The 22,590-nt window shown below is 27.9% G+C and carries 20 protein-coding genes; 2 read left to right on the top strand and 18 right to left on the bottom strand.

Features of this window, described 5'->3' with window-relative positions; genetic code table 11:
• Window position 1: 1 nt before the first annotated feature.
• From VLM92_RS03830 to VLM92_RS03820, 3 genes are all read right to left on the bottom strand, one after another.
• Entirely contained in the window at window positions 2-328 is a 327-nt protein-coding gene (locus tag VLM92_RS03830) for a hypothetical protein (RefSeq protein ID WP_325275024.1), read from the bottom strand.
• 118 nt (window positions 329-446) lie between these two features.
• A complete protein-coding gene (locus tag VLM92_RS03825; RefSeq protein WP_325275023.1) occupies window positions 447-1,199 on the bottom strand; it encodes an exodeoxyribonuclease III in 753 nt (250 codons plus the stop codon).
• An 80-nt stretch (window positions 1,200-1,279) separates the two neighbouring features.
• Window positions 1,280-2,227, bottom strand: a complete 948-nt coding sequence (locus tag VLM92_RS03820) for a galactose-1-phosphate uridylyltransferase (protein ID WP_325275022.1) — start codon at window positions 2,225-2,227, stop codon at window positions 1,280-1,282.
• A 292-nt stretch (window positions 2,228-2,519) separates the two neighbouring features.
• Here VLM92_RS03820 and VLM92_RS03815 point away from each other — a divergent pair, with 292 nt between their 5' ends.
• Window positions 2,520-3,743 (top strand): pyridoxal phosphate-dependent aminotransferase, encoded by a 1,224-nt coding sequence (locus VLM92_RS03815; protein WP_325275021.1) that lies wholly within the window; start codon window positions 2,520-2,522, stop codon window positions 3,741-3,743.
• 55 nt (window positions 3,744-3,798) lie between these two features.
• Here the strand turns inward: VLM92_RS03815 and VLM92_RS03810 are convergent, their stop codons facing one another.
• The 3 genes from VLM92_RS03810 to VLM92_RS03800 form a co-directional block, all read right to left on the bottom strand.
• The gene (locus VLM92_RS03810) at window positions 3,799-4,251 is read right to left on the bottom strand and encodes a MarR family transcriptional regulator (RefSeq protein ID WP_325275020.1); all 453 of its coding nucleotides are present in this window, start codon (window positions 4,249-4,251) and stop codon (window positions 3,799-3,801) included.
• Window positions 4,252-4,650: 399 nt separating this feature from the next.
• Window positions 4,651-6,090, bottom strand: a complete 1,440-nt coding sequence (purB, locus tag VLM92_RS03805) for an adenylosuccinate lyase (protein WP_325275019.1) — start codon at window positions 6,088-6,090, stop codon at window positions 4,651-4,653.
• A gap of 90 nt (window positions 6,091-6,180) precedes the next feature.
• Entirely contained in the window at window positions 6,181-7,089 is a 909-nt protein-coding gene (locus VLM92_RS03800) for a tyrosine-type recombinase/integrase (RefSeq protein WP_325275018.1), read from the bottom strand.
• Window positions 7,090-7,249: 160 nt separating this feature from the next.
• Here VLM92_RS03800 and VLM92_RS03795 point away from each other — a divergent pair, with 160 nt between their 5' ends.
• A complete protein-coding gene (locus VLM92_RS03795) occupies window positions 7,250-8,062 on the top strand; it encodes an undecaprenyl-diphosphate phosphatase (RefSeq protein WP_331681676.1) in 813 nt (270 codons plus the stop codon).
• Window positions 8,063-8,152: 90 nt separating this feature from the next.
• On the opposite strand, the gene VLM92_RS03790 is transcribed toward VLM92_RS03795, so the two are convergent.
• The 12 genes from VLM92_RS03790 to VLM92_RS03735 form a co-directional block, all read right to left on the bottom strand.
• Window positions 8,153-9,931, bottom strand: coding sequence for a UvrD-helicase domain-containing protein (locus tag VLM92_RS03790; RefSeq protein WP_325275017.1), 1,779 nt, complete (start codon window positions 9,929-9,931; stop codon window positions 8,153-8,155).
• 166 nt (window positions 9,932-10,097) lie between these two features.
• Window positions 10,098-10,379, bottom strand: a complete 282-nt coding sequence (locus VLM92_RS03785) for a hypothetical protein (protein WP_325275016.1) — start codon at window positions 10,377-10,379, stop codon at window positions 10,098-10,100.
• A 68-nt stretch (window positions 10,380-10,447) separates the two neighbouring features.
• Window positions 10,448-11,293, bottom strand: a complete 846-nt coding sequence (locus tag VLM92_RS03780) for a DUF523 and DUF1722 domain-containing protein (protein ID WP_325275054.1) — start codon at window positions 11,291-11,293, stop codon at window positions 10,448-10,450.
• A 228-nt stretch (window positions 11,294-11,521) separates the two neighbouring features.
• Complete coding sequence (rny, locus tag VLM92_RS03775; RefSeq protein WP_325275053.1) at window positions 11,522-13,063, bottom strand: ribonuclease Y; 1,542 nt, start codon at window positions 13,061-13,063, stop codon at window positions 11,522-11,524.
• Between the two features lie 257 nt (window positions 13,064-13,320).
• On the bottom strand, window positions 13,321-14,367 hold the full coding sequence (gene recA, locus VLM92_RS03770; protein ID WP_325275015.1) for a recombinase RecA: 1,047 nt from the start codon (window positions 14,365-14,367) through the stop codon (window positions 13,321-13,323).
• A gap of 372 nt (window positions 14,368-14,739) precedes the next feature.
• Window positions 14,740-15,282, bottom strand: a complete 543-nt coding sequence (gene pgsA, locus VLM92_RS03765) for a CDP-diacylglycerol--glycerol-3-phosphate 3-phosphatidyltransferase (protein WP_325275014.1) — start codon at window positions 15,280-15,282, stop codon at window positions 14,740-14,742.
• Window positions 15,269-16,603 carry a 30S ribosomal protein S12 methylthiotransferase RimO gene (gene rimO, locus VLM92_RS03760; RefSeq protein ID WP_325275013.1) on the bottom strand — a complete coding sequence of 445 codons (1,335 nt, stop codon included), beginning with the start codon at window positions 16,601-16,603 and terminating at the stop codon, window positions 15,269-15,271. Before rimO ends, pgsA begins: the two co-directional genes overlap by 14 nt.
• Entirely contained in the window at window positions 16,603-17,655 is a 1,053-nt protein-coding gene (mnmH, locus tag VLM92_RS03755) for a tRNA 2-selenouridine(34) synthase MnmH (RefSeq protein ID WP_325275012.1), read from the bottom strand. Before mnmH ends, rimO begins: the two co-directional genes overlap by 1 nt.
• Before the next feature lie 2 nt (window positions 17,656-17,657).
• Window positions 17,658-20,051, bottom strand: coding sequence for an FtsK/SpoIIIE family DNA translocase (locus tag VLM92_RS03750; RefSeq protein WP_325275011.1), 2,394 nt, complete (start codon window positions 20,049-20,051; stop codon window positions 17,658-17,660).
• 122 nt (window positions 20,052-20,173) lie between these two features.
• Window positions 20,174-20,830 carry a ClpP family protease gene (locus VLM92_RS03745; RefSeq protein ID WP_325275052.1) on the bottom strand — a complete coding sequence of 219 codons (657 nt, stop codon included), beginning with the start codon at window positions 20,828-20,830 and terminating at the stop codon, window positions 20,174-20,176.
• Between the two features lie 286 nt (window positions 20,831-21,116).
• Window positions 21,117-22,331 (bottom strand): aspartate kinase, encoded by a 1,215-nt coding sequence (gene dapG, locus VLM92_RS03740; RefSeq protein WP_325275010.1) that lies wholly within the window; start codon window positions 22,329-22,331, stop codon window positions 21,117-21,119.
• 9 nt (window positions 22,332-22,340) lie between these two features.
• Window positions 22,341-22,586 carry a YlmC/YmxH family sporulation protein gene (locus VLM92_RS03735; RefSeq protein ID WP_325275009.1) on the bottom strand — a complete coding sequence of 82 codons (246 nt, stop codon included), beginning with the start codon at window positions 22,584-22,586 and terminating at the stop codon, window positions 22,341-22,343.
• Window positions 22,587-22,590: the final 4 nt, after the last annotated feature.

Below are 22,590 nucleotides of genomic sequence, written 5' to 3'. Positions count from 1 at the left end.
ATTATACATTTATAAATAACATTTTTAATAATTCATACTGAGCAAATTCCACGCTTTTTATTTCTTTTTCATCTGTTCTACTGTATTCCCTATTCCCTATAAGTACTTCTCTATCTCCTATATTAGCATATAAGTCATCTAAAATTTTTAAAAAGTCACTTACTTTGATAGACTCATCTTTTGATTTTAATAATGTTATACTTTTATTTTCTTGATCTTCATATACACACTCTAGTCCGTACAAAATATTATCTTCTTTTATATATATAATATCTCCACCTAAAGACTTTCCTTTTTCTAGTTTTTGTTTAAGAGCTAATAAATTCATAGACCTCTCCCCCTTGTTATAAAATTATTTTTCTTGTGATTTTAGTATATGTAAAATATTAAACATATCACTATACATTATATTAATAAGTAAATAATTTTATTAACTTTTTTAGATATTATTTTATTACTAATTCTATAGGGCAATGATCTGATCCTAGTATCTCATTATGTATATCCACACTAACTAATCTGTCTTCTATCTTTTTAGATGCTACGAAGTAGTCAATTCTCCATCCAGAGTTATTTTTTCTTGCATTAAATCTGTATGACCACCAAGAATACGCACCTTCTTTTTCTGGATTAAAATATCTGTATGTGTCTATAAATCCATTTTCTAAAAATTGTGTAAATTTACTTCTTTCTTCATCGGTAAATCCCGCATTTTTTCTATTTGCCTTAGGATTTTTTAAATCTATTTCTTTATGTGCCACATTCAAATCTCCACACACAATTACAGGTTTTTTATTATCTAGCTCTATTAAATAATGCCTGAAAGTATCTTCCCATTTCATCCTATAATCAAGTCTTTTTAATTCACTTTGAGAATTTGGAGTATATACTGTTACAAAGTAAAAATCTTCAAACTCTAATGTAATTACTCGTCCTTCATTGTCATATTCTTCTATATTTATACCATAAGCTACATTTAAAGGTTGTAGCTTTGTAAATATAGCTGTTCCTGAATATCCTTTCTTTTGTGCATAATTCCAGTATTGATGATAATCGCCTAAATCTAATTCTATTTGACCTTCTTGAAGCTTAGTTTCTTGTAAACAAAATATATCTGCATCTACTTCTTTGAAGTAATCTAAAAATCCTTTCGTAACACACGCTCTTATCCCATTAACATTCCATGATATAAATTTCATTTTTGCCTCCTAATTTATGTGATTTTTATATAATTTATCTTACCCAATTGTTTATGTACTCTACTAAAATATATGTTTTATTAAAACTTTAATTTTTTTGCTAATTCCTCTGGGTTTATTGATGATACATATATACCTGTTCCCAATTCAAATCCTCCAAAACTATATTTTCTTGGTATTATATGCATGTGTACATTAAAATTTTTTTTACTTTCTACTTTTAACGGATGAGTATGGATACATAAGTTAAAAGCATTATATCCACTCATATTATATAGTTTTTTAAATAATTTTTGAAATATTTTTGATAATTCTGTTATGTGTTTTTCATTTATTTCTTCAAAGCCAATTTTTTCTTTAAATATAATCCTGACTTCTCCACTATATTTAGTTGCATAAGGAACTATAACTAAAAAATAACTTCCATTATGAATTACTCTATTTTCATTTTCTATTTCATTTTTTATAATTTCTTCATATAAACATACATCATTATCTCTATAGTATCTGTTAGATATCTCTATTTCATTTTCTATATCTGGAGGAAGTATAGATAATGATATTATTTGTGAATGAGGGTGAATTAAAGATGCTCCTGATTTTCTTAGAAAATTTTTAAAAATACTTACATATTCAATGTTTTCGTCAGACATAAGGGTAATATATCTATCCTTATACATACTAAACATATTTTTAAATTCATCTTCACTCATATTATAAAAACTTCCATTGTGACGATATGTATCTATCATAACTTCATGTAAACCATATACTTCTCCTGGTAGTTCATCTACAATCGGAAATTTATTATCTACAGATTTTACTAACCATCCTACTTCATCTTCTATTTTAAATCTTTCATTAGTAGTATAACTTTCATTCCCTCTACAAAATGGACACTCTTTATCATATTCTAAAGTAGTTTCTTCTTCTATTTGTATTGCAACTTTATCCATAGGCCTTTTAGATCTATTCTTTGCAACTATAACTATATCATTATTCATATTGTCCCTTATTATTTCTTTCATAGTTAACACCTCTTAACAATTGCTTTTATAGTTTCTATTTATTAATAAAATTAATTCGATATGTTTTTTATATTTTCTACTTATTATAATGCATATATATCATAAATGCATATTATTTGTTATTAAATTTATAAATTATAAGTGAATTTGCAGGTTTTTTGTATTTTTTATTAATAATATACATATATTAACAGTTTCTAATGATTTTTACGATTACTTATGCTACTATAATCTTGGATAGAAATTTTATAAACATAGTCTAATTATATTAAAATAATAGGGGGTAGTTTAAATGAAGTATTCAGAGAGAGTAACTGCTATGCAGTCTTCTCCAATAAGAAAATTGGTTCCTTATGCTCTTGATGCTAAGGCTAAAGGAATTAAAGTTTATCATTTAAATATCGGACAACCAGATATTAAGACTCCTACAGGATTTTTTGACGCAATTAAAAACTTTGACAGTAATGTTCTAGAATATGCTGTATCTAATGGTATTCCAGAATTGATTAAAGCACTTCAAGATTATTATACTACATACGATATGCATTTTGACAGCGATGAGATACTTGTAACTAACGGTGGTAGTGAAGCTTTATTATTTACTATGATGGCTACTTGTGACCCAGGTGACAATCTATTAGTTCCAGAACCATTCTATACTAACTATAATGGATTTGGTCAATGTGTGAATATAGAAGTAAATCCAATTACTACTAAAGCTGAAGACGGGTTCCATTTACCATCTAAAGAAAAAATTTGTTCTCTAATTAATCCTAAGACTAAGGGTATATTACTTTCTAATCCAGGTAACCCAACTGGAGCTGTTTATACAAAAGATGAAGTTTACATGATAGCACAAATAGCTATAGAAAATAATTTATGGATAATAGCAGATGAAGTTTACAGAGAATTTGTATATGATGGACTTGACTATACAAGCTTTGGAAACATAAAAGAAATTGAAGATAGGGTTATTATCATAGACAGTGTTTCTAAAAGATATAGTGCATGTGGTGCTAGAATCGGTTCTATAGCTTGCAAAAACAAAGGTCTTATGGCTGAAATATTAAAGTTATGTCAAGGAAGACTTTGTGTTGCAACTTTAGAACAAATTGGTTCTGTTGAATTGTATAAAACTCCAGTTTCTTATTTTAAAGAAGTTAATGAAGAATATAAACACAGAAGAGATGTTTTATACAACGAGTTGATGAAGGTTGACGGTGTTGTATGCGAAAAACCTACTGGAGCATTTTACATAGTAGCAAAACTACCTGTAAAAAATGCAGAAGATTTTGTAATTTGGATGCTTAAAGAATTTAATAAAGACGGCGAAACAGTTATGGTTTGCCCTGCTGAAGGATTCTATGCTACTCCTGGCCTAGGTCGTGATGAAATAAGACTAGCTTATATCCTTAATGAATCAGACTTATATAAAGCTGCTACAATTTTAAAAGAAGGTCTTGAGCAATACGTTGCATTAACTAAAAAACCTCAAATATCTCCAGTTGAAGCTTAATATTCTCTATCAAATTACGTCTTAACAATAAAAGCAACCTTAAATAGGTTGCTTTTTAATTAAATTCTTCTTTATTTAAAATATACTGTAAAGTATTTATAGCTTCAATATATCTATTTTGATCCTCTTCGTCTAACTTTAAAAACTTTTCTTCTAACTTATTGCTAAGTTTATCCATAAAATCAGAGGCAAGTATCGTTCCTTTTTCTGTTATGCTTATTATATATTTTCTTTTATCCGATAAATCCTTTGTTCTTATAACATATCCCTTTTCTGTTAAATCATCAACCATACTAGTCAAGCTTCCCTTTTCTATATTTAGAAAAGCACATAAATCTGTCATGCTGATATCTCCATAGTTTTTGATGAATATTAGTGCTCTTAGTTGTGTTTTATTCACATCATATATAGCTGAATATTGTTTTAGATATTCTAGGTAAAGACTTGAATATATTTTTGGAAATGTCTTAGATAAAAATCCTATCGTATCCGACACTATACACTTCATTTTATCACCCCAGATGTTTAATTTATTAACTCTTTCTTTAATTCTAGTTTATATTAAAACATTTATTAGTACAATACTTTTAATAATAAATCCTTTAATATAATTATATTGTTATAGTCAATTATATTTACTCATGCTATCAAACATATATATTGTTCAAGTATTTAGATATAATAAATTGAGTAAATTATGTTAGTTATATAATCTATAAATTTTAATATATAAAAAATATAAAGTATTTTATAATATATACTTTATATTTTCACTTTACTATGGTATTAATTTTTGCAATAATGAAGAATTTGATTCATATATATTTATTTTTATTTTTAATATTTTTTGCATAATAAAAAGCGCCTATAATACTAATTTTCGGCACTTTTTATTATATTAAGTATATTATACGTGTAAGTCTACTTTTAATCCTATCGATTCTTTAAAATCTTTTATTGCTGGTTCTAAAGTCTCATTTATAAACTCTACAACTTGTTCCGGAGCTCTACCCACAAAGTTTTTAGGGTCCATTATAGATAACATTTCTTCTTTACTCATTTTAAATGATTCATCATTCATTATAAGTTCCATTAAATTGTTATCTTTACCTTCTTGCTTAACTCTGTAAGCTGCTTTCATAGAGTATTCTCTTATTATTTCATGTAATTCTTGTCTATCTCCACCTCTTTTTACAGCTTCCATAAGTATAGTTTCTGTAGCCATAAATGGAAGTTCTTCGTTTATGTGCTTATTTATCATACTTTCATAAACAACTAATCCATCAGTTACATTCATCCCTATTTCAATTATAGCATCTGCTGCCATAAATGCTTGTGGTATAGATAATCTTTTATTAGCCGAGTCATCTAAGCTTCTTTCTAGCCATTGAGTAGCTTGTACTAATGCAGGGCTTAGTGATTCAGATATTATATATTTTGATAATGATGCTATTCTTTCACTTCTCATTGGATTTCTTTTATAAGCCATAGCTGATGAACCTATTTGGTTTTTCTCAAATGGCTCTTCTATTTCTTTTAAGCTTTGTAAAAGTCTTATATCGTTAGTCATTTTGTGCATACTTTGAGCTATACCTGATAATATACTTATTACTTGATAATCTAATTTTCTAGTATAAGTTTGTCCACTTACTGCATAAGAAGATTTATATCCCATTTTTTCACATACTAATTTATCAAGTTCTTTTATTTTATCATGGTCACCTTCAAATAAACTTAAGAAACTTGCTTGAGTACCAGTTGTTCCCTTAACCCCTCTTAGCTTCATGTTATCTATCCTATAGTTTATATCTTCTAAGTCAAGTATTAAATCTTGAGCCCATAAAGTAGCTCTCTTACCTACTGTAGTAAGCTGAGCTGCTTGGAAATGTGTAAATCCTAGTGTAGGCATATCTTTATACTTAAGAGCAAATTCTTTTAAGTTATTTATTAAGTTAACAAGTTTTATTCTTATAAGCTTTAAAGCCTCATTCATTTGTATAACATCTGTATTATCACCAACGTATGCCGATGTTGCACCTAAATGTATTATTCCTTTAGCTTTGTCACATTGTAATCCATAAGCTTTTACATGACTCATTACATCATGTCTTACTTCTTTTTCTATTTTTCTAGCTTCATCAAAGTTTATATTTTCTATATTAGCTTTTAGCTCTGCTATTTGCTCATCAGTTATATTTATTCCTAATTCTTTTTCACCTTCTGCTAAAGCTATCCATAATTTTCTCCAAGTTGAGAATTTAAATTGTGGAGAGAATATATAGCTCATATCCTTGCTACAGTATCTATCCGTTAAAGGGTTTGTATATGTAGTGTATTTATTATCCATAATTATTTGCACCTTCCTTAAGTCTTATTATATGATAATTATATAAAATTTTACGAACCATAACAAGTTTTTTTTTATTTACGTTCATTTTTACTTTTTATTTATACTTATATTATCTTTCTTAATTATATAATCTATACTTTCACTATCAACAAAATTTAATACATATTTGTATCTTATTGCATAGTATTTATCACTCCAACCTAGCTGATTTTTTATATCTACTTCATCAGCTCCTAACCTTAGTGATATAGCTGCAAACGAGTGTCTAAAGTCTTTCGCCGAATATTGAGAAAGTCCTGCTAAATCTAGAGCTTTTCTTACTATTAATCTTACATTTCTATCAGTTATAGAGTTACTTTTTTGCGTTGTAAATACAAATTCTTCAGTAGGAGTTATAATATCAGGTAATCCAGAATAATTTCTATAGTCTTCTATTAATTTAAAACAATATGGATGAAGCTTTACTATTCTTTCTTTTCTTCCTTTACCTAATTTAGTATAATAATTATTTTTATCATCTACCATCAGATCTTTCCATTTTAAATTTACAAGCTCATTTAATAAACATCCTGTGGTAACTAGAAACACTATGATTACTCTATCTCTTATATTTAACTTATAAAGTATATCTATAAGCTTATTGATTTCCTGAATACTAAGCACATCATCCTTAGTTTTTATTCTTGTTACTTCAGGTTTTTCTACATACCTAAATGGATTTATTTCTATGTATTCTTCTTTTTTTAAAAAATTATAAAAACTATGCAAGTAACTATATATCTTTTCTGAAGTTGATTTAGCGTAGTTTTCCTTAACATTTTCTATAAATTTTGTACAATCTTCTTTATCTGCATAAAAAAGTTCCTTGCCTTGTATAAACTCCTTAAATGTAGTTATTTTAGATAAATAGTCATGCTTCGTTGTTGGATTAAGCTTTTTAGAAAACTTTTTAAAAACTTCATATTCATAATCATCTAATCCTATTGTTTTATTCATAATAGTTCCTTTCTATCTTTTTTAATATCTTTCTTTTATATTAGTTCATTTATTATAACAATATTAGTTTACTCTTAGTTGACATTTATTTACTAATCTTGATATACTCTAAGTTGACGTTTATTTACGTTTATTATGATTTGTATTGGAGGTAATTAATTTGGTTGAAATTTTAAAAGCCATTCTTTTAGGTATAGTTCAGGGTATTACCGAGTGGCTACCTGTGAGTAGTACTGGCCATATGATATTAGTTGACGAATTTATAAAACTTAATTTCTCATCTACTTTTGTTAGTACTTTTTTAGTCGTAATCCAGTTCGGTTCAATACTTGCTGTACTTACAATATTCTTTAAAAAACTAAATCCATTTGATAGTTCTAAAACTAAGCTTCAAAAAAATGAAACTATCAATTTATGGCTTAAGGTTATTGTTGCTGTTATTCCATCTGGAATTATCGGTTTATTATTTGAAGATACTATCGATCAATTATTCTTTAACCCTACTACAGTGGCTATAGCACTTATAGTTTATGGAATAATAATGATATTTATTGAAAATAAAAATAAAAGACCTAAATTTAATAATTTTTCTCAGGTCACATATAAGTTAGCGCTTGGAATAGGTTTATTCCAATGTCTAGCTCTTATACCTGGTACATCTAGATCAGGTTCTACTATAATAGGTGCTGTAATACTTGGTACATCTAGATATGTAGCTGCAGAATTCTCATTCTTTTTAGCTATCCCTACTATGCTTGGAGCTAGTGCACTAAAACTTCTAAAAGCTGGTTTTGCATTTAGTGGCTTTGAGTGGCTTGTTTTAGGCACTGGGTCAGTTGTAGCTTTTGCAGTTTCAGTATTTGCTATAAAATTCCTTATGGATTATATAAAGAAACATGATTTTAAAATATTTGGCTATTATAGAATAGTTTTAGGAGTAATAGTCCTTTCTTACTTTTGGCTACTTAAGTAAGTAATATAACCATAGCAATACATTTTAATGTAATAAATTTATTAATTATAAACTTATATTAAATAAAAAGAAGCACACATGTGCTTCTTTTTATTTCGACTCCATAAGAAGCTTTATTATATCACTGGAGTTTTCGTTAAATGTGGTTATTATACTCAAGTAGTCACAAGCTCTGTTTATAGCTAAATATACCTTATTTAAATCTCCTACAAAGTCGTTTATTTGATAATCTTGTTCTTTATCATTTATAGTATGGTTATATAGCATCTCTAATTCGCATACTATTAAGGCTTTATACTCTAAATTTTTTATAGTATATATATTAGATATTGTTACTCCAAGTTTTTTGCTTATATTTGTTAAATTTTCTTCTGCATATATATATGGTATTCCTGCTTCTTCTAATGCCTTTTTTAGCATATACTGGAAATATATAGTCTTTCCATTTTTTAGTTTCTTTTTATTATAAGGATATATTATACCTATTTCAGAATAATCTAATCCCTTTTTATTTATTAAATATTCTATTTCCCATAAAAGAGAGCTTATTTGCTCATCTAAGTCACTCACTTTTATTATATCTACAGCTTTATTGCAATCTCTCATAGGTTCTGTTGTGTAAAACTTATTGTATATCCTATTGTCTCTTAATGAATTTATATATTTATTTGCATTTTCCGCAAAATTATTAGTAAATTTCACAAGTTCTTTACTTTGTTTATAATTTTTCTCTAAGTATATAGTCTCTTTAAATTCTATATCTTCAAGGTTTTCTTTAAATATATTCAAATCATTACTTATATTAAGAGATTCGCATGAAAAAACATTAAATATAAACTTCGTTTTATATAAAAATTCTCTAATAAATTGTATTTCATCTTTAGTAAAATTTGCTACCTCATCTATAAATATTCCTTTAAACATGTTCTTATTTTTAATAATATTTTTAGCTTGCTTTACTAGATTGCTAAAAGCCTTTTCATAATCTTTTTTAACCATGTTATAGTCAACTATAAGATTGTATTTTTTAGCTAATTTGAATATAAATGAACTGTAAGTATATATTTCTAAGTTATTATTATTTTTATATAATAACTGAACCTTTTCTCTTAGCTCATTACAAGTTTGTTTTGAGTCTGTTAATATCAAAAACTTATGATGCGGATATAGTCTGGATAGTTTTATGGCTCTCGATAACATTATAGTTGTCTTGCCCGTACCAGATCCCCCTTTAAATAGTGTATTTCCGTATTTTATAGATATAGACTGCGTTAACTGATCACTATCTAACATAGTTGCGCTATATTTATAATCATCATTATAAAATGAAATTTTTTTAAATTTTTTATTTAAATGTACTCTATCATTTAACAAATAATATTCTGGGCAAATATCTAACATATATAAGTTCAAATCTATTTCATCATTACTCTCTACTAAGTAATCATTTATTAGTTCTTTATTATTTATAACCTCTTTAAGTTTATTTTTGTCTATAATATGATTTTCTATAAATTCTTTAAATCCATGATTATTTTCTATTTCAACATAAGGCATTATAAATATATAGTTATAATTTATTTTTTTATCTAATTGCTTCATTCTTAAACTTAACAAGTCATTTTCTTCATTCATAACTTCTAGTAACTCTTCTTCTAATATAAAGAATAAATCCTCTGTCGTATCCATAAATTTTATAAATAGAACTTTATTATCTTTTATATACAACATATCTGTATTTATTCCTTTAAAAGGAGTAACTTTAGGTATTAAATTAACACCTTCTTGTATATTATCATAAAAGATTTTTTCAATTTCTTTTATCTTCAAGGCATCTAGCTCAGAGTTAATATTTATATATCCATTCACCTGACATTCCCCCTTATTTAATAATAATTATATCATTTTACTATATAATTTACTATATTTGCTTATTTAATATAATAAATTTATTTAATTCTCATATAAATACTCATTTTTTGATGTTTTAAATAATTAATCACAAAAGGGAGAGTTTATAACTCCCCCAAGTAAATTAACTTTTATAATTTTTTTCTAACCAAAAGTTCATTTTTCTTCTTACTTCATTTTCTTTTACTTCATCAAACATTACATCTTGCGTAGTATATGTTTGTACTAAACTTGCTACATCAATTGGATATTCTAAAAAATGTCCTCTTTTATTTTCAAATCCAATACTCATTATTTCATATTTATTATCCTGTTCATTAAGTACAACACCATATTCTATTTGTTTATTTTTATCATCACTCTTAATTATTTTTACATATTGATTTTTAGCTAGTTTATTTAACATAAATTCACCCCTTCTATGGTTTTATATTTATTATTACCATTTTATCCATCTTATATTTCTACTTTATTTTATAAATCTCTACCTTTCCCTGAATCGCTTATACTTATTAGACTTTCTGGGTATGGGTTAAAAAATGTCTGATTCAGAAGATCTTCATCATTAAATCTAATCGCATATATTTTTATAGCCACTAATAAAGCGCTATGTGGTATTTTTTGATTTTCATATAATTTTAATAGTTTCTCATAGTTTTCTATTTCACTCTGACTTAATTTATCTTTATATTTTTCAAAAATAGTCTTAACTGTATTTAATTTATTTATCTTAGTTCTTTTATTACATAAAATTTCATGCACTTTATTTTTATACAAATCTATATCTATATCATTTATTTTATCTTTATTTATTATATTGGTTAATTCATTTACCATATTTTCACTATATGATTTTAATAATATTAAATTTTTATTATGAAAATCTATTATATCGTTGCTAGATTTAAGATTATTAATAGTAAATATTCTTGTCAAAAATTCATCTCTAATAACATAATTTTTTAACCTTCCCTCATCTTCTATAGGGATATTAGAATACGAATTTATAATTTTTTTTGAGAAGATTCCACTTCCATTTTTAATTATGCTATATTTACTGCCTTTAGGGTAAATTTTCACATCTTTTATACCACAAGATGGAGATTTACTTTTTAATATAAATCCATCTACATCTCCTATTTTACTTAAAAAATCTTCTGCAAACTCATTCATATGACAAGTATAATCGAGATTAGAGTTACGCTGTATTAACTTATACTCCTCATTATGTTTTTCAATTCTAATAGGATTTCTGGGGGTAGATAAACCTATTTCAGTTTCTGGGCAGACACTTTTTATATCTATATAGTCTTTTAATATAGATACAACCTTATCCTAAAATCCCTGTCCATCATATCTACATTTTTCCGAATTTAAGCATTTGCTGATAATTAGTTTAGGTTTTCTCATATTATAATATGTCACTCCATATGTTGTAATTTTGTATATATTATTTTCCTATTATTCAATTTTTATTATTCAATTTTTTCCTTCATTTTCAATTTATTATTTTATATAAAAAAAGAGAGGTATAAAACCTCTCTTTATCTACTTAGCATATTCAATTGCTCTAGTTTCTCTTATTATACTTACTTTTATTTGTCCAGGATATTCAAGTTCATCCTCAATTTTTTTAGTCATATCCCTAGCTAATAAATGGATATCTTCATCACTAACATTTTCAGGTTTAACCATTATTCTAACTTCCCTACCAGCTTGTATTGCAAACGATTTTTCTACTCCCTCATATGAATTAGTTATTTCTTCTAATTTCTCTAACCTTTTAATATAAGCTTCTAATGTTTCACGTCTAGCACCTGGTCTTGCAGCTGATATAGCATCTGCCGCAGTTACTAAAACCGCTTCTATTGTTTGTGGCTCATAATCACCATGGTGTGTACTCATCGCATGTATTACATCTTTAGATTCTTTATATCTCTTTAGTAAATCCATTCCTATTTCAACATGTGTACCTTCCATTTCATGATCTACAGATTTACCTATATCATGTAATAGACCAGCTCTTTTTGCTAATTTTACATCAGCTCCTATTTCAGCTGCCATTATACCTGCTATATGTGCAACTTCTATAGAATGTTTAAGTACATTTTGTCCATAACTAGTTCTATAATTAAGTCTACCTAATAATCTAACTAATTCTGGATGTAACCCATGTACACCTGTTTCAAATGCTGCTTGTTCCCCATACTCTTTTATTATATTCTCTACTTCTTTTTTAGACTTTTCAACCATTTCTTCAATTCTAGCTGGATGTATTCTACCATCAGCTATTAGCTTTTCAAGAGCAACTCTTGCAACTTCTCTTCTTATAGGATCAAATCCTGATAAAATTACTGCTTCAGGAGTATCGTCTATTATAAGATCTATTCCTGTTAGAGTTTCTAATGTTCTTATGTTTCTTCCCTCTCTACCTATGATTCTACCCTTCATTTCATCATTAGGTAAGTTTACTACTGTTACAGTAGTTTCTGCAACATGGTCTGCTGCACATTTTTGGATGGCATAACCTATTATTTCTCTTGATTTCTTTTCAGCTTCTTCTTTAGCTTGAGATTCTATTTCTTTTATCATTATAGACATTTCACGTCTTACTTCTCTTTCAGCATTAGTTAAAATGATTTCCTTTGCTTGCTCAGAAGTTATTCCTGAAATACTCTCTAGCTTTTTTAGTTGCTTAACTTTTATTTCTTCTACTACTTCTTCTTTTCTTGCTACATTTTTTAATTTATCACTTAAAGTAGCTTCTTTTGATTCTAAATTTTGTAACTTTCTGTCTAATACTTCTTCTTTTTGTATTACTCTCTTTTCATACTTTTGTAAGTCATTTCTTCTTTCTTTATTTTCTTTTTCTGCTTCAGTTCTCCACTTATGGATCTCTTCCTTAGCCTCTAATAGCTTTTCCTTTTGTACTGTTTCTGAGTCTCTGTTTGCTTTATCTATTATTTCTTGGGCTAAGTTTTCAGCTTGACCAATTTTCGCTTCAGATATGTTTTTTCTTACAAAATACCCAGCTATAATACCCACTACTGCACCTATTAAAATTATTGCTATAGTATCTATGACATCCACCTCCTTTGTTAATAATCCCAAAATGTCACTTTCTAAATCTTTTTTAAATCATTTTTATAATCACAAGTACAACTATGATATATAATAAAATCTCATTAAATGTTCATAATCTATCTTGTAATAGCAACAAAATACCTTTATTTTTATATTTCTAAGAATATTTTGCTATAAAATCAAATTTAGATATTTTATCTTTACTTAATTTTATAATTTTTTCTAACTCATGTCAAGTTAATAGGAGGTGTGTATTTCTTTTATTACTTTAATTTTTCTGATGTATTGTCTTCTTGCTGCGTATTTTCCTTATTTTCATCTAATTTATAGTGTTTTCTAACCTTTTCATCTATTTCACTTATTAAATCAGGATTATCTGTTAAGAACTTTTTAACATTCTCTCTACCTTGCCCAAGCTTTGTTTCATTATAACTGTACCAAGCTCCTGATTTTTTAACTATATCTATATCGGCTGCTATATCTAGTAAATCTCCAACCTTAGATATTCCTTCTCCATACATTATGTCAAATTCAGCTTGCTTAAATGGTGGAGCAACTTTATTTTTTACTACCTTAACTCTTGTTCTACTTCCAATTACTTTATCACCTTGCTTTATAGAATCTATTCTTCTAACATCAAGTCTTACAGACGAGTAGAATTTAAGTGCACGTCCACCAGTTGTTGTTTCTGGATTACCGAACATTATACCAACTTTTTCTCTCAATTGATTTATAAATATAGCTACACAGTTTGACTTTTTGATAGATCCAGTTAATTTTCTTAATGCTTGAGACATAAGTCTAGCTTGAAGACCAACATGGCTATCTCCCATATCGCCTTCTATTTCAGCTCTTGGAACAAGTGCTGCAACTGAGTCTACTACTATTATATCTATAGCACCACTTCTTATAAGTGCTTCAGCTATTTCTAAAGCCTGTTCTCCTGTATCCGGTTGAGATATTATTAAGTTATCTATATCTACGCCTAATGCTTTTGCATATACTGGGTCAAGTGCATGTTCTGCATCTATGAACGCGGCTATCCCACCTTGTTTTTGGGCTTCCGCTACAGTATGTAGGGCAACTGTTGTTTTCCCTGAAGACTCTGGTCCATAAACTTCTACTATTCTACCTTTTGGAAGGCCGCCTATTCCAACTGCTATATCTAATCCTATAGATCCTGTTGGTATAACATCTATTGCCATAGATGTAGCTTCTCCTAATTTCATTACTGATCCCTTACCGAAATCTTTTTCAATTTGTCCTAGCGCCTGATTAAGCGCTTTTAGTTTATCTTGTTCTATACTCATATTTATCCATCCCTTCATCTATATCAATTCCAAACATCTGTTCTATGTCTATATATTCAATTATATCTTATATTTTTAGTTCCGTCAATTCTTAAAATATTTTATATTTACTTTTTCACTTATAACTTTATTTATTGTTACCTACTTAAAGCCATCGCATTGTAAGTAAAATCTTACCACATTAACTTTATTTATAAACCTTTATTTATATTTTTATACAATCTTTTAAATTATAATTATTATTTATGCAATATATTAGCATGAATAATGACTTTTATAGTTTATCTAAAATAAGTAATTTTGATAATTTTATAAATCCTTAGCATATAAAAAGCAGCAAAGATATTTTTCATCATCCTAGCTGCTTTTTAATTATTTACTATTCATAAATAAATTTTTATTTTTATATAAGTATTCCCATCCAGAATATAGCGTAAGTAATGTAGCTATTAAAATAGATATATCACCTATCATCATTAATATAGAGTTTCTAAACTGCGCTCCTAATAATAATACTATTATAGCTAACATTTGAGTTATTGTTTTCAATTTTCCTCCACCACTAGCTGCTATTACTTTTCCTTCTGCTGCTGCTATCGCTCTTAATATACTTACTGTAAGTTCTCTAGCTACTATTATTATAACCATCCAACTTGATACAAGACTCATTTCTATCATGCATGTAAGTGCTGATATAACTAATAATTTATCTGCTAATGGATCCATGAATTTTCCAAAATCGGTTACTAGATTATATTTTCTAGCTATATGTCCATCCATAGCATCTGTTATTGATGCTACTACAAAAATTATACAAGCTATTAAAAACTTATTTGGTACGTTTAGTAACATTACTACTATAAATACTGGTATTAAAAATATCCTAAATAAAGTTAATTTATTAGGCAAGTTCATCTACTACATCCCCCATTAAATCATACTCTAATGCATTATTTATTTTTACAGTTACAAAGTCCCCTGCATTAAGCTGATTTTTAGATTTTACATATACTATACTATCTATTTCTTCTGCATCTCCTTGTGTTCTTCCTGTATACACATTATCTTCTATTTGTTCTTCTATTAATACTTCATATACATTTCCAACTTTATTGGCATTAAGTTCTTCAGATATACTTTGTTGTACTAACATTAAAGCATCTCTTCTTTCTACCTTTGCTTCTTCTTGTAAATGATTTGGTAATTTATCAGCTGCTGTATCTTCTTCTCTTGAATATGCAAATGCTCCTAATCTATCAAATTTAACTTTTTTTGCAAATTCTACGACTTCTTTAAAATCTTCTTCAGTTTCACCTGGGAATCCTACTATTATAGTAGTTCTAATTGTTGCATCAGGTATATACTTTCTTATCATTTCTATTTTTGACAATATGTCTTCTTTAGTTGTTCTTCTATTCATTAATTTTAATATTCTATTGCTTGCATGTTGTATAGGCATATCGAAGTAGTTACATATATTATCATATTTTTTTATAACCTTTACTAATTCTTCAGTTATTGATTCTGGGTATGAATACATTATTCTTATCCATTTTAATCCTTCTATATTTGCAAGTTCTTCTAATAATTCAGGTAACATTTCTTTACCATATAAGTCACAACCATATTTAGTTGTATCTTGTGCTATAACTACAACTTCTTTAACCCCTCTAGTCGCTAAGTCTCTAGCTTCTTTTATTATATCTTCCATTTTTCTACTTCTATACTTTCCTCTTAATTTAGGGATTATACAGTAAGTACAATGATTGTCACATCCTTCTCCTATTTTTAAGTAAGCCATGTGACTTGGAGTTGATATATATCTTGGAAGTTCTTCATTATAAGCAAATTCTATGTCATTAAGACTTACTATATGCTTTTCTTCTTTTAATCCATTTATTATATCATCTATATTTTGGTAACTTCCTGTTCCAACTATCGCGTCTATTTCTGGTATTTCGGCTTTTAATTCTTCAGCATATCTTTGTGCTAAGCACCCTGTAACTATAAGTATCTTTAAGTTTCCAGTAGTTTTATACTCTGCAAGGTCTAAGATAGTATCTATAGATTCTTGCTTTGCAGATTCAATAAACCCACATGTATTTACTATTATTATATCAGCTTCTGAAAATTCTCCAACTAATTTATATCCTTTTTTGTTTAATATACCCATCATTATCTCTGCATCTACCAGGTTTTTAGAACATCCTAGTGATTCTAGTGCTATTTTTAACATTATATTGCTCCTTCCGTTGCTGCCTTATGGAATTTTATAGCTTCATCTAAAGCTTTATCCATATTATCAAAATTTATAACTTTATTGTAAGTATATTTTTCTACAGAATGCATATATAAAGGATCATAATATTCTACTAAATATTTTTCTACTAATCCCTCATATTTTCCTTCTTCTAATAGATTTATATACTCATCTACTTTCTTATGTCCAAGTCTTTTTCTAAACTTACTTATACAATCTTTTAAAACATTTATATTTTTTTTATCTTTATCATATATATAATCTCTACAAAGTCTATTCACTCTATTTTCTAAACTACATTCTAAAAGTAAGTGGTATCCTTCTCTTACTATACCTTCATAAATTTCATTAGGTATGCATACATGTCCTACTCTTTTACTTTCACTTTCTATAAACAAAGCATCAGTTTTTGAGAAGAATAACTCCTCAAATATATTTGTTTCAAATCTTTTTTGAGTAGGTGGCTTTTCATCAAATGTTATAAATCCAAATGTAGAACCACTATTTTTAGCTATACCTTCTAAATCTATATTATCCACATTTTTTTCTTCTAACATTTTTAGTAAGTCTGTTTTTCCTACTCCTGTAAGACCATGAACTACTATAAACTTTTTAGTATCCATTATAGTTTCTAAATAATCTAATACAAAGTTTCTATACGCCTTATATCCACCTTCAAGTTGATATACATTTACACCCAATGTTGATAATAAGTTAACTATAGAACCACTTCTCATTCCACCTCTAGCACAATATACCACTATATTTTCATACTCGCTAGCTAATCTTGTTGTTTGAAGGTATATATCTTTTAATTTATATGCTACGTAATCAAATCCCTTTTGGATTGCTTCGTGTTTACCTTGCATTTTATATATAGTTCCAACTTCATTATGCTCGTTATCTTTAAATAAAGGCATATTAAATGCATTTAATATGCTATCTTCATTATATTCTGATTCTGTTCTTACATCTATAAATATTGTATTTTCAAGCTCAAGTGCGTCTTTAACTTTTATTATTTTCAATTTTATTCACCTTCTAAATTTTGTAAGTCTTGTTTACTCATTAAAACTTTTCTTGGCTTACTTCCTTCACTTTGCCCAACAATTCCTCTTTCTTCCATAGAGTCTATAAGTCTTGCTGCTCTATTAAATCCTATTTTGAACTTTCTTTGTAACATTGATGCAGACCCTTGTCCACTTTCAACCACAAATTCTATAGCCTCACTTAAAAGATCGTCTTCATCACTAGATTTAGATATTGAAGTTTTAGATATAGTTTCCATTATATTATCTTCATATTTTACTTCTTCTTTAATTTGACTTTTTACAAAATCTATAACTTTTTCTGATTCACCTTCAGATATAAACGCACCTTGAAGTCTTACAGGCTTAGCTGCACCTAATGGATAAAATAACATATCGCCTTTTCCTAGTAACTTTTCTGCACCACCCATATCAAGGATTGTTCTAGAGTCTGTTTGTGATGAAACAGCAAATGCTATTCTTGATGGTATATTAGCTTTTATAACTCCCGTTATAACGTCAACAGAAGGTCTTTGAGTGGCTACTATTAAGTGCATTCCTGCTGCTCTTGCCATTTGTGCTAATCTACATATATAATCCTCTACATCATTTGCACTTGCCATCATTAAGTCTGCAAGTTCATCTATTATTATTACTATTTTAGGAAGTTTCTCCTCGGATTTTTCATTATAGCTACTTATATCTTTTACTTGCGTATCTGCAAATAATTTATATCTTCTATTCATTTCAACTACAGCCCAATTAAGTGCATTAGCTGCTTTTTTAGGATCTGTAACTACTGGTATTAATAAATGTGGTATTCCATTATAACTTGCAAGTTCAACAACCTTTGGGTCTATAAGTAGTAATTTAACTTCATCCGGCTTAGCTTTGTATAATATACTACTTATTAATGTATTTACACAAACACTTTTTCCTGAACCTGTTGATCCCGCTATAAGTAAGTGTGGCATTTTTCCTATATCACCTATTACAGTTTTTCCACTTATGTCTTTACCGAGTGCCATTGCAAGTGGAGAATCAAACTTTTTAAATTCATCACTTTCCAATACTTCTCGAACAGTAACCATTTGTGCATTTTCATTTGGAACCTCTATGCCTATAGCACTTTTACCTGGTATTGGTGCTTCTATTCTTATGCTTTTAGCCGCTAAACTTAAAGCTATATCGTCTGTTAAGTTTACTATTTTACTAACCTTAACCCCTGGGCTTGGTTGTATTTCATATCTTGTTATAGTAGGTCCTACTGTAACTTGATTAACCTTAGCTTCAACTCCAAAATCTGCTAATGTCTTTTCTAATAGTGATGCATTTTTTAATACTTTCTTCTTACCATTTTCATCAGATTTTTTATCTATTTTATTTAAAAGTTCAACATTAGGTTTTTTATAATTTTCATAACTTGCTTCTGGTTTTATATTTATTGGTTCAGTTTTTTGTTCATCATATGTTTTAGATGTTTTAACTGACTTCTCTTTAACATCTTCATATTCTTCTTTATTAAAATTTTGAAGCTCTTTTAATACATCTAACTCTGACATACTTTGAGTTCCTTCTAATATTTCTAAGTACTCATCTTCTGCTTTGTTAAATCCTACTATTTTTATAGTTTTATCATCTACTTCGTCTATTCCATCATCCAAGTCTAATACAGGTTCTTGAGTTTGATTTTTTTTATTTTTAGACATGAAACTTTTAAATAATCCTTTTTTATCAATCATAGTAGTTTCATCTACTTCGTCAGTCATCATATCTAAAGCAGATTTTTTCATATTAGAAACTTTATCTTTTAAATTAAGGTTTCCATTTTTAGCACTGTTTGACTTTGCCTTTATATTTAATATTAAATCTTTTAAAGATATGTTAAATGTAAACATTACTACTATTATAAGAGCAAATATGCTTATCATCCATCCACCAGTTATACCAAACATCTTACTTATGTAATATGTTATAGTCGTAGCTATTAAACCGCATCCTTGCCCATCAACGCCCATTTCCATTACAGGCTTTAGCATCTCAGGATTTAATGGACTATCCACCGGTAGACTTCTTGAATTTAATAATCCATAAAATACAAATATAAATAAGATTGCCACATAATAAACTTTAGTGTTTTTTAATCTATATATATATTCATTTCCTTCAAAGAATCCAAGTATACCTGTTGCAATAACTATAAATGGGATAACAATTGAAAGCGATCCAAATAATCCTTTAAAAAGTGTTTGCATCACACTTCCTATTAATCCCATAGAGTTTGAGTTTAAACTATATAATAAAAATATACCTACAAATATTATTACTAAGTTGTGATACTCTGCATTAAAGCTTAATTTATCATCTTTCTTTTTGCTTTTTTTCTTTTTAGCCACCCATCTCACCTCTCACTTTTAATTCAACTAACCTAATCACAGCAAAAAGTGTTAATGCCTTAACACTAACACTTTTGCTATATTATTTAATTATATCATATAATATATTATTTAAACAAATCTTATTTATTATCTTTAGAATCCTCACTATTTTCTTCTGATTCTCTTATTAATTCTTTTAACTTATTTAAGGCTTCTTTAAGTCCTCCTACTTCATTTATAAGGCCACACTCTACAGCTTCTTTGCCTATAAGCACACTACCTACATCGCTTACAAGTTCATCCTTAGAATGCATAATTTTGGCTAGTTCTTCTCTTTCTATATCGGACGTTCTAATTATAAACTGAACTATTCTTTCTTGCATTTTTTTGAAATACTCAAAAGTTTCATTTACTCCTATTACTAATCCATTAGTTCTAATAGGATGAACTATCATAGTTGCAGTTGGTGCTATAAATGAATAGTCTCCAGCTGTTGCAAGAGGTACTCCTATACTATGACTTCCTCCTAAAACAAGTGTAACTACTTTTTTAGAGATACTATTTAAAAGTTCCGCTATAGCTAGACCTGCTTCCACATCTCCACCTACTGTATTTAGTATAACTAGCACACCTTTTGTTTCTGGGCTTTCTTCTACTGAATAAAGCATCGGTATTATGTGCTCATACTTAGTTGCCTTTTTTTGTGGATTTCCCATAAAGTGACCTTCAATTTCGCCTATTATAGTTATACATTGTATATCTTTTTTAGGCTGAGGAGGAATGCTAGGAACTCCCATTTGTTTTATATTTTGTATTTCTTCAGTTTCATTTTCCGGATCTTCTTCTGATTGATTCTTAACAGATTTGCTTTTAGCTTCTTGTTTTTTAAACTCTATGTGACTATTAAAGTTAATATTATCTTCATAATATCTCATATGTAATACTCCTCTCAAAATCTACTTTCAAATTATTCTTTCCAAATATATTTAAAAAATTCACTTTGTAGCATTGCTTTCATGCTCATCTACAATTTTTCAAGTATATTTAATTGTATATATTTTAAGAAGGTATTACCTTTAATTTTTATTTTAGATAAAATTCATCATGAATTGCGTGTACAGTTTTTGACATGTCCTCTTTATTTACTAAACATGATATAGTCATGCTTGAATCTGATGTTTGAAGTAGTGATATTTTTGATTTTGATAATGCTCTTACTATTTTCGCCATAACCCCTGGTGTTCCACTTATTTGAGCACCTATTAAAGTTACCTTTGCACAGTTTTTATTTATTTCATACTGTACTTTAAACATTTTCAATATATTTTCTAACACTTCTATTGATTCTTCTTCTATAACAAAAATCTTTTCTTCTATGAAGAAGTTTATCATATCTATACTTATATCGTTTTTTTCTATTTCATTTAATACTTGAGTAAAAACTTCTTCACTCGTTTTGATTTTAACTTGTGCAATCTTATCTTTATGAGCAACTGCTGTCATAAGCTTATCTCCTTGCTCATACTCTATAATTTCATTTTTGCACTCTAAACAAATTTTTGTTCCTTCAAAGGTTGGGTTTAAGGTATTTTTTATAGCTAAAGTTATATTTCCGCTTTTAGCTAATTGAACTGCCCTTGGATGAATAACCTTTGCTCCTTTGTCTGCCATTTGAAATACTTCTTCATAGTCTATACATTTCAAAACTTTAGCTTCTGGTTCTACTCTTGGGTCTGCTGTCATTATCCCATCTACATCTGTATATATCTCAACAATATTACTTCCTAAAGCTTTTCCTATTGCCACTGCAGAAGTATCACTTCCACCTCTTCCTAATGTAGTTATTTCTCCATCTTCTGTAGCTCCTTGAAACCCTGCTATTACGACCACTTTTTTATTTTCTAATTCCATTTGAATTCTATTTGGATTTATATCTATTATTTTTGCATTAGAATAATCTCTTGTAGTAATTATTCCCGCTTGATAACCTGTTAAAAATACCGCCTCTATATTTCTTGTTCTTAGCATATTAACAAGTATTGTTCCTGATATTATTTCTCCACAACTCATTATAATATCTAATTCTCTTCTTTGAGGCTCTTCATTTATTTTGCTACATAAACTTATTAAAGTATCTGTAGCATATGGAGCCCCTTTTCTTCCCATGGCCGATACTACTACTACTAATCCTAAATTTTCATTTTCTTCTTTATATGATTTTATTATTTTACAAACTTCATTCATTTTATCATATGATTCTACTGATGTACCGCCAAATTTTTGAACTAAAATATCCATATTTACCCCCTAGTACACACCATCATATTCTATTATTATCATATCATTCCCTATTTTCCTTATACTTCTCCATGGTACCTCAAGTACTGACTTGTCTTTTCTAATACCAAAAAATCCTCTTTCTCTTGGTATTAATAACGCTAGTATGTCTCCTGTAGTTTCATCTAATATAAGGTCACATTCCCCAACTACCCCTAGTCTTTCTCCTGTAACTAAGTTAACTATTTCTTTACCTGCTATTTCAGATAAATTCATTTTT

The sequence above is a fragment of the Romboutsia sp. genome, assembly GCF_035470145.1.
Taxonomy (GTDB): Bacteria; Bacillota; Clostridia; order Peptostreptococcales; family Peptostreptococcaceae; genus Romboutsia_D.
This window is presented reverse-complemented; position numbering and strand designations above follow the sequence as displayed.

What these genes read in the sequence shown, in the direction of transcription:
- VLM92_RS03830 (WP_325275024.1), bottom strand. Translation starts at nt 328, where the DNA reads ATGAATTTATTAGCTCTTAAACAAAAACTAGAAAAAGGAAAGTCTTTA.
- VLM92_RS03825 (WP_325275023.1), bottom strand. Translation starts at nt 1,199, where the DNA reads ATGAAATTTATATCATGGAATGTTAATGGGATAAGAGCGTGTGTTACG.
- VLM92_RS03820 (WP_325275022.1), bottom strand. Translation starts at nt 2,227, where the DNA reads ATGAAAGAAATAATAAGGGACAATATGAATAATGATATAGTTATAGTT.
- VLM92_RS03815 (WP_325275021.1), top strand. Translation starts at nt 2,520, where the DNA reads ATGAAGTATTCAGAGAGAGTAACTGCTATGCAGTCTTCTCCAATAAGA.
- VLM92_RS03810 (WP_325275020.1), bottom strand. Translation starts at nt 4,251, where the DNA reads ATGAAGTGTATAGTGTCGGATACGATAGGATTTTTATCTAAGACATTT.
- purB (WP_325275019.1), bottom strand. Translation starts at nt 6,090, where the DNA reads ATGGATAATAAATACACTACATATACAAACCCTTTAACGGATAGATAC.
- VLM92_RS03800 (WP_325275018.1), bottom strand. Translation starts at nt 7,089, where the DNA reads ATGAATAAAACAATAGGATTAGATGATTATGAATATGAAGTTTTTAAA.
- VLM92_RS03785 (WP_325275016.1), bottom strand. Translation starts at nt 10,379, where the DNA reads ATGTTAAATAAACTAGCTAAAAATCAATATGTAAAAATAATTAAGAGT.
- recA (WP_325275015.1), bottom strand. Translation starts at nt 14,367, where the DNA reads ATGAGTATAGAACAAGATAAACTAAAAGCGCTTAATCAGGCGCTAGGA.
- pgsA (WP_325275014.1), bottom strand. Translation starts at nt 15,282, where the DNA reads ATGAACTTGCCTAATAAATTAACTTTATTTAGGATATTTTTAATACCA.
- rimO (WP_325275013.1), bottom strand. Translation starts at nt 16,603, where the DNA reads ATGTTAAAAATAGCACTAGAATCACTAGGATGTTCTAAAAACCTGGTA.
- VLM92_RS03745 (WP_325275052.1), bottom strand. Translation starts at nt 20,830, where the DNA reads ATGGGAGTTCCTAGCATTCCTCCTCAGCCTAAAAAAGATATACAATGT.
- dapG (WP_325275010.1), bottom strand. Translation starts at nt 22,331, where the DNA reads ATGGATATTTTAGTTCAAAAATTTGGCGGTACATCAGTAGAATCATAT.
- VLM92_RS03735 (WP_325275009.1), bottom strand. Translation starts at nt 22,586, where the DNA reads ATGAATTTATCTGAAATAGCAGGTAAAGAAATAGTTAACTTAGTTACA.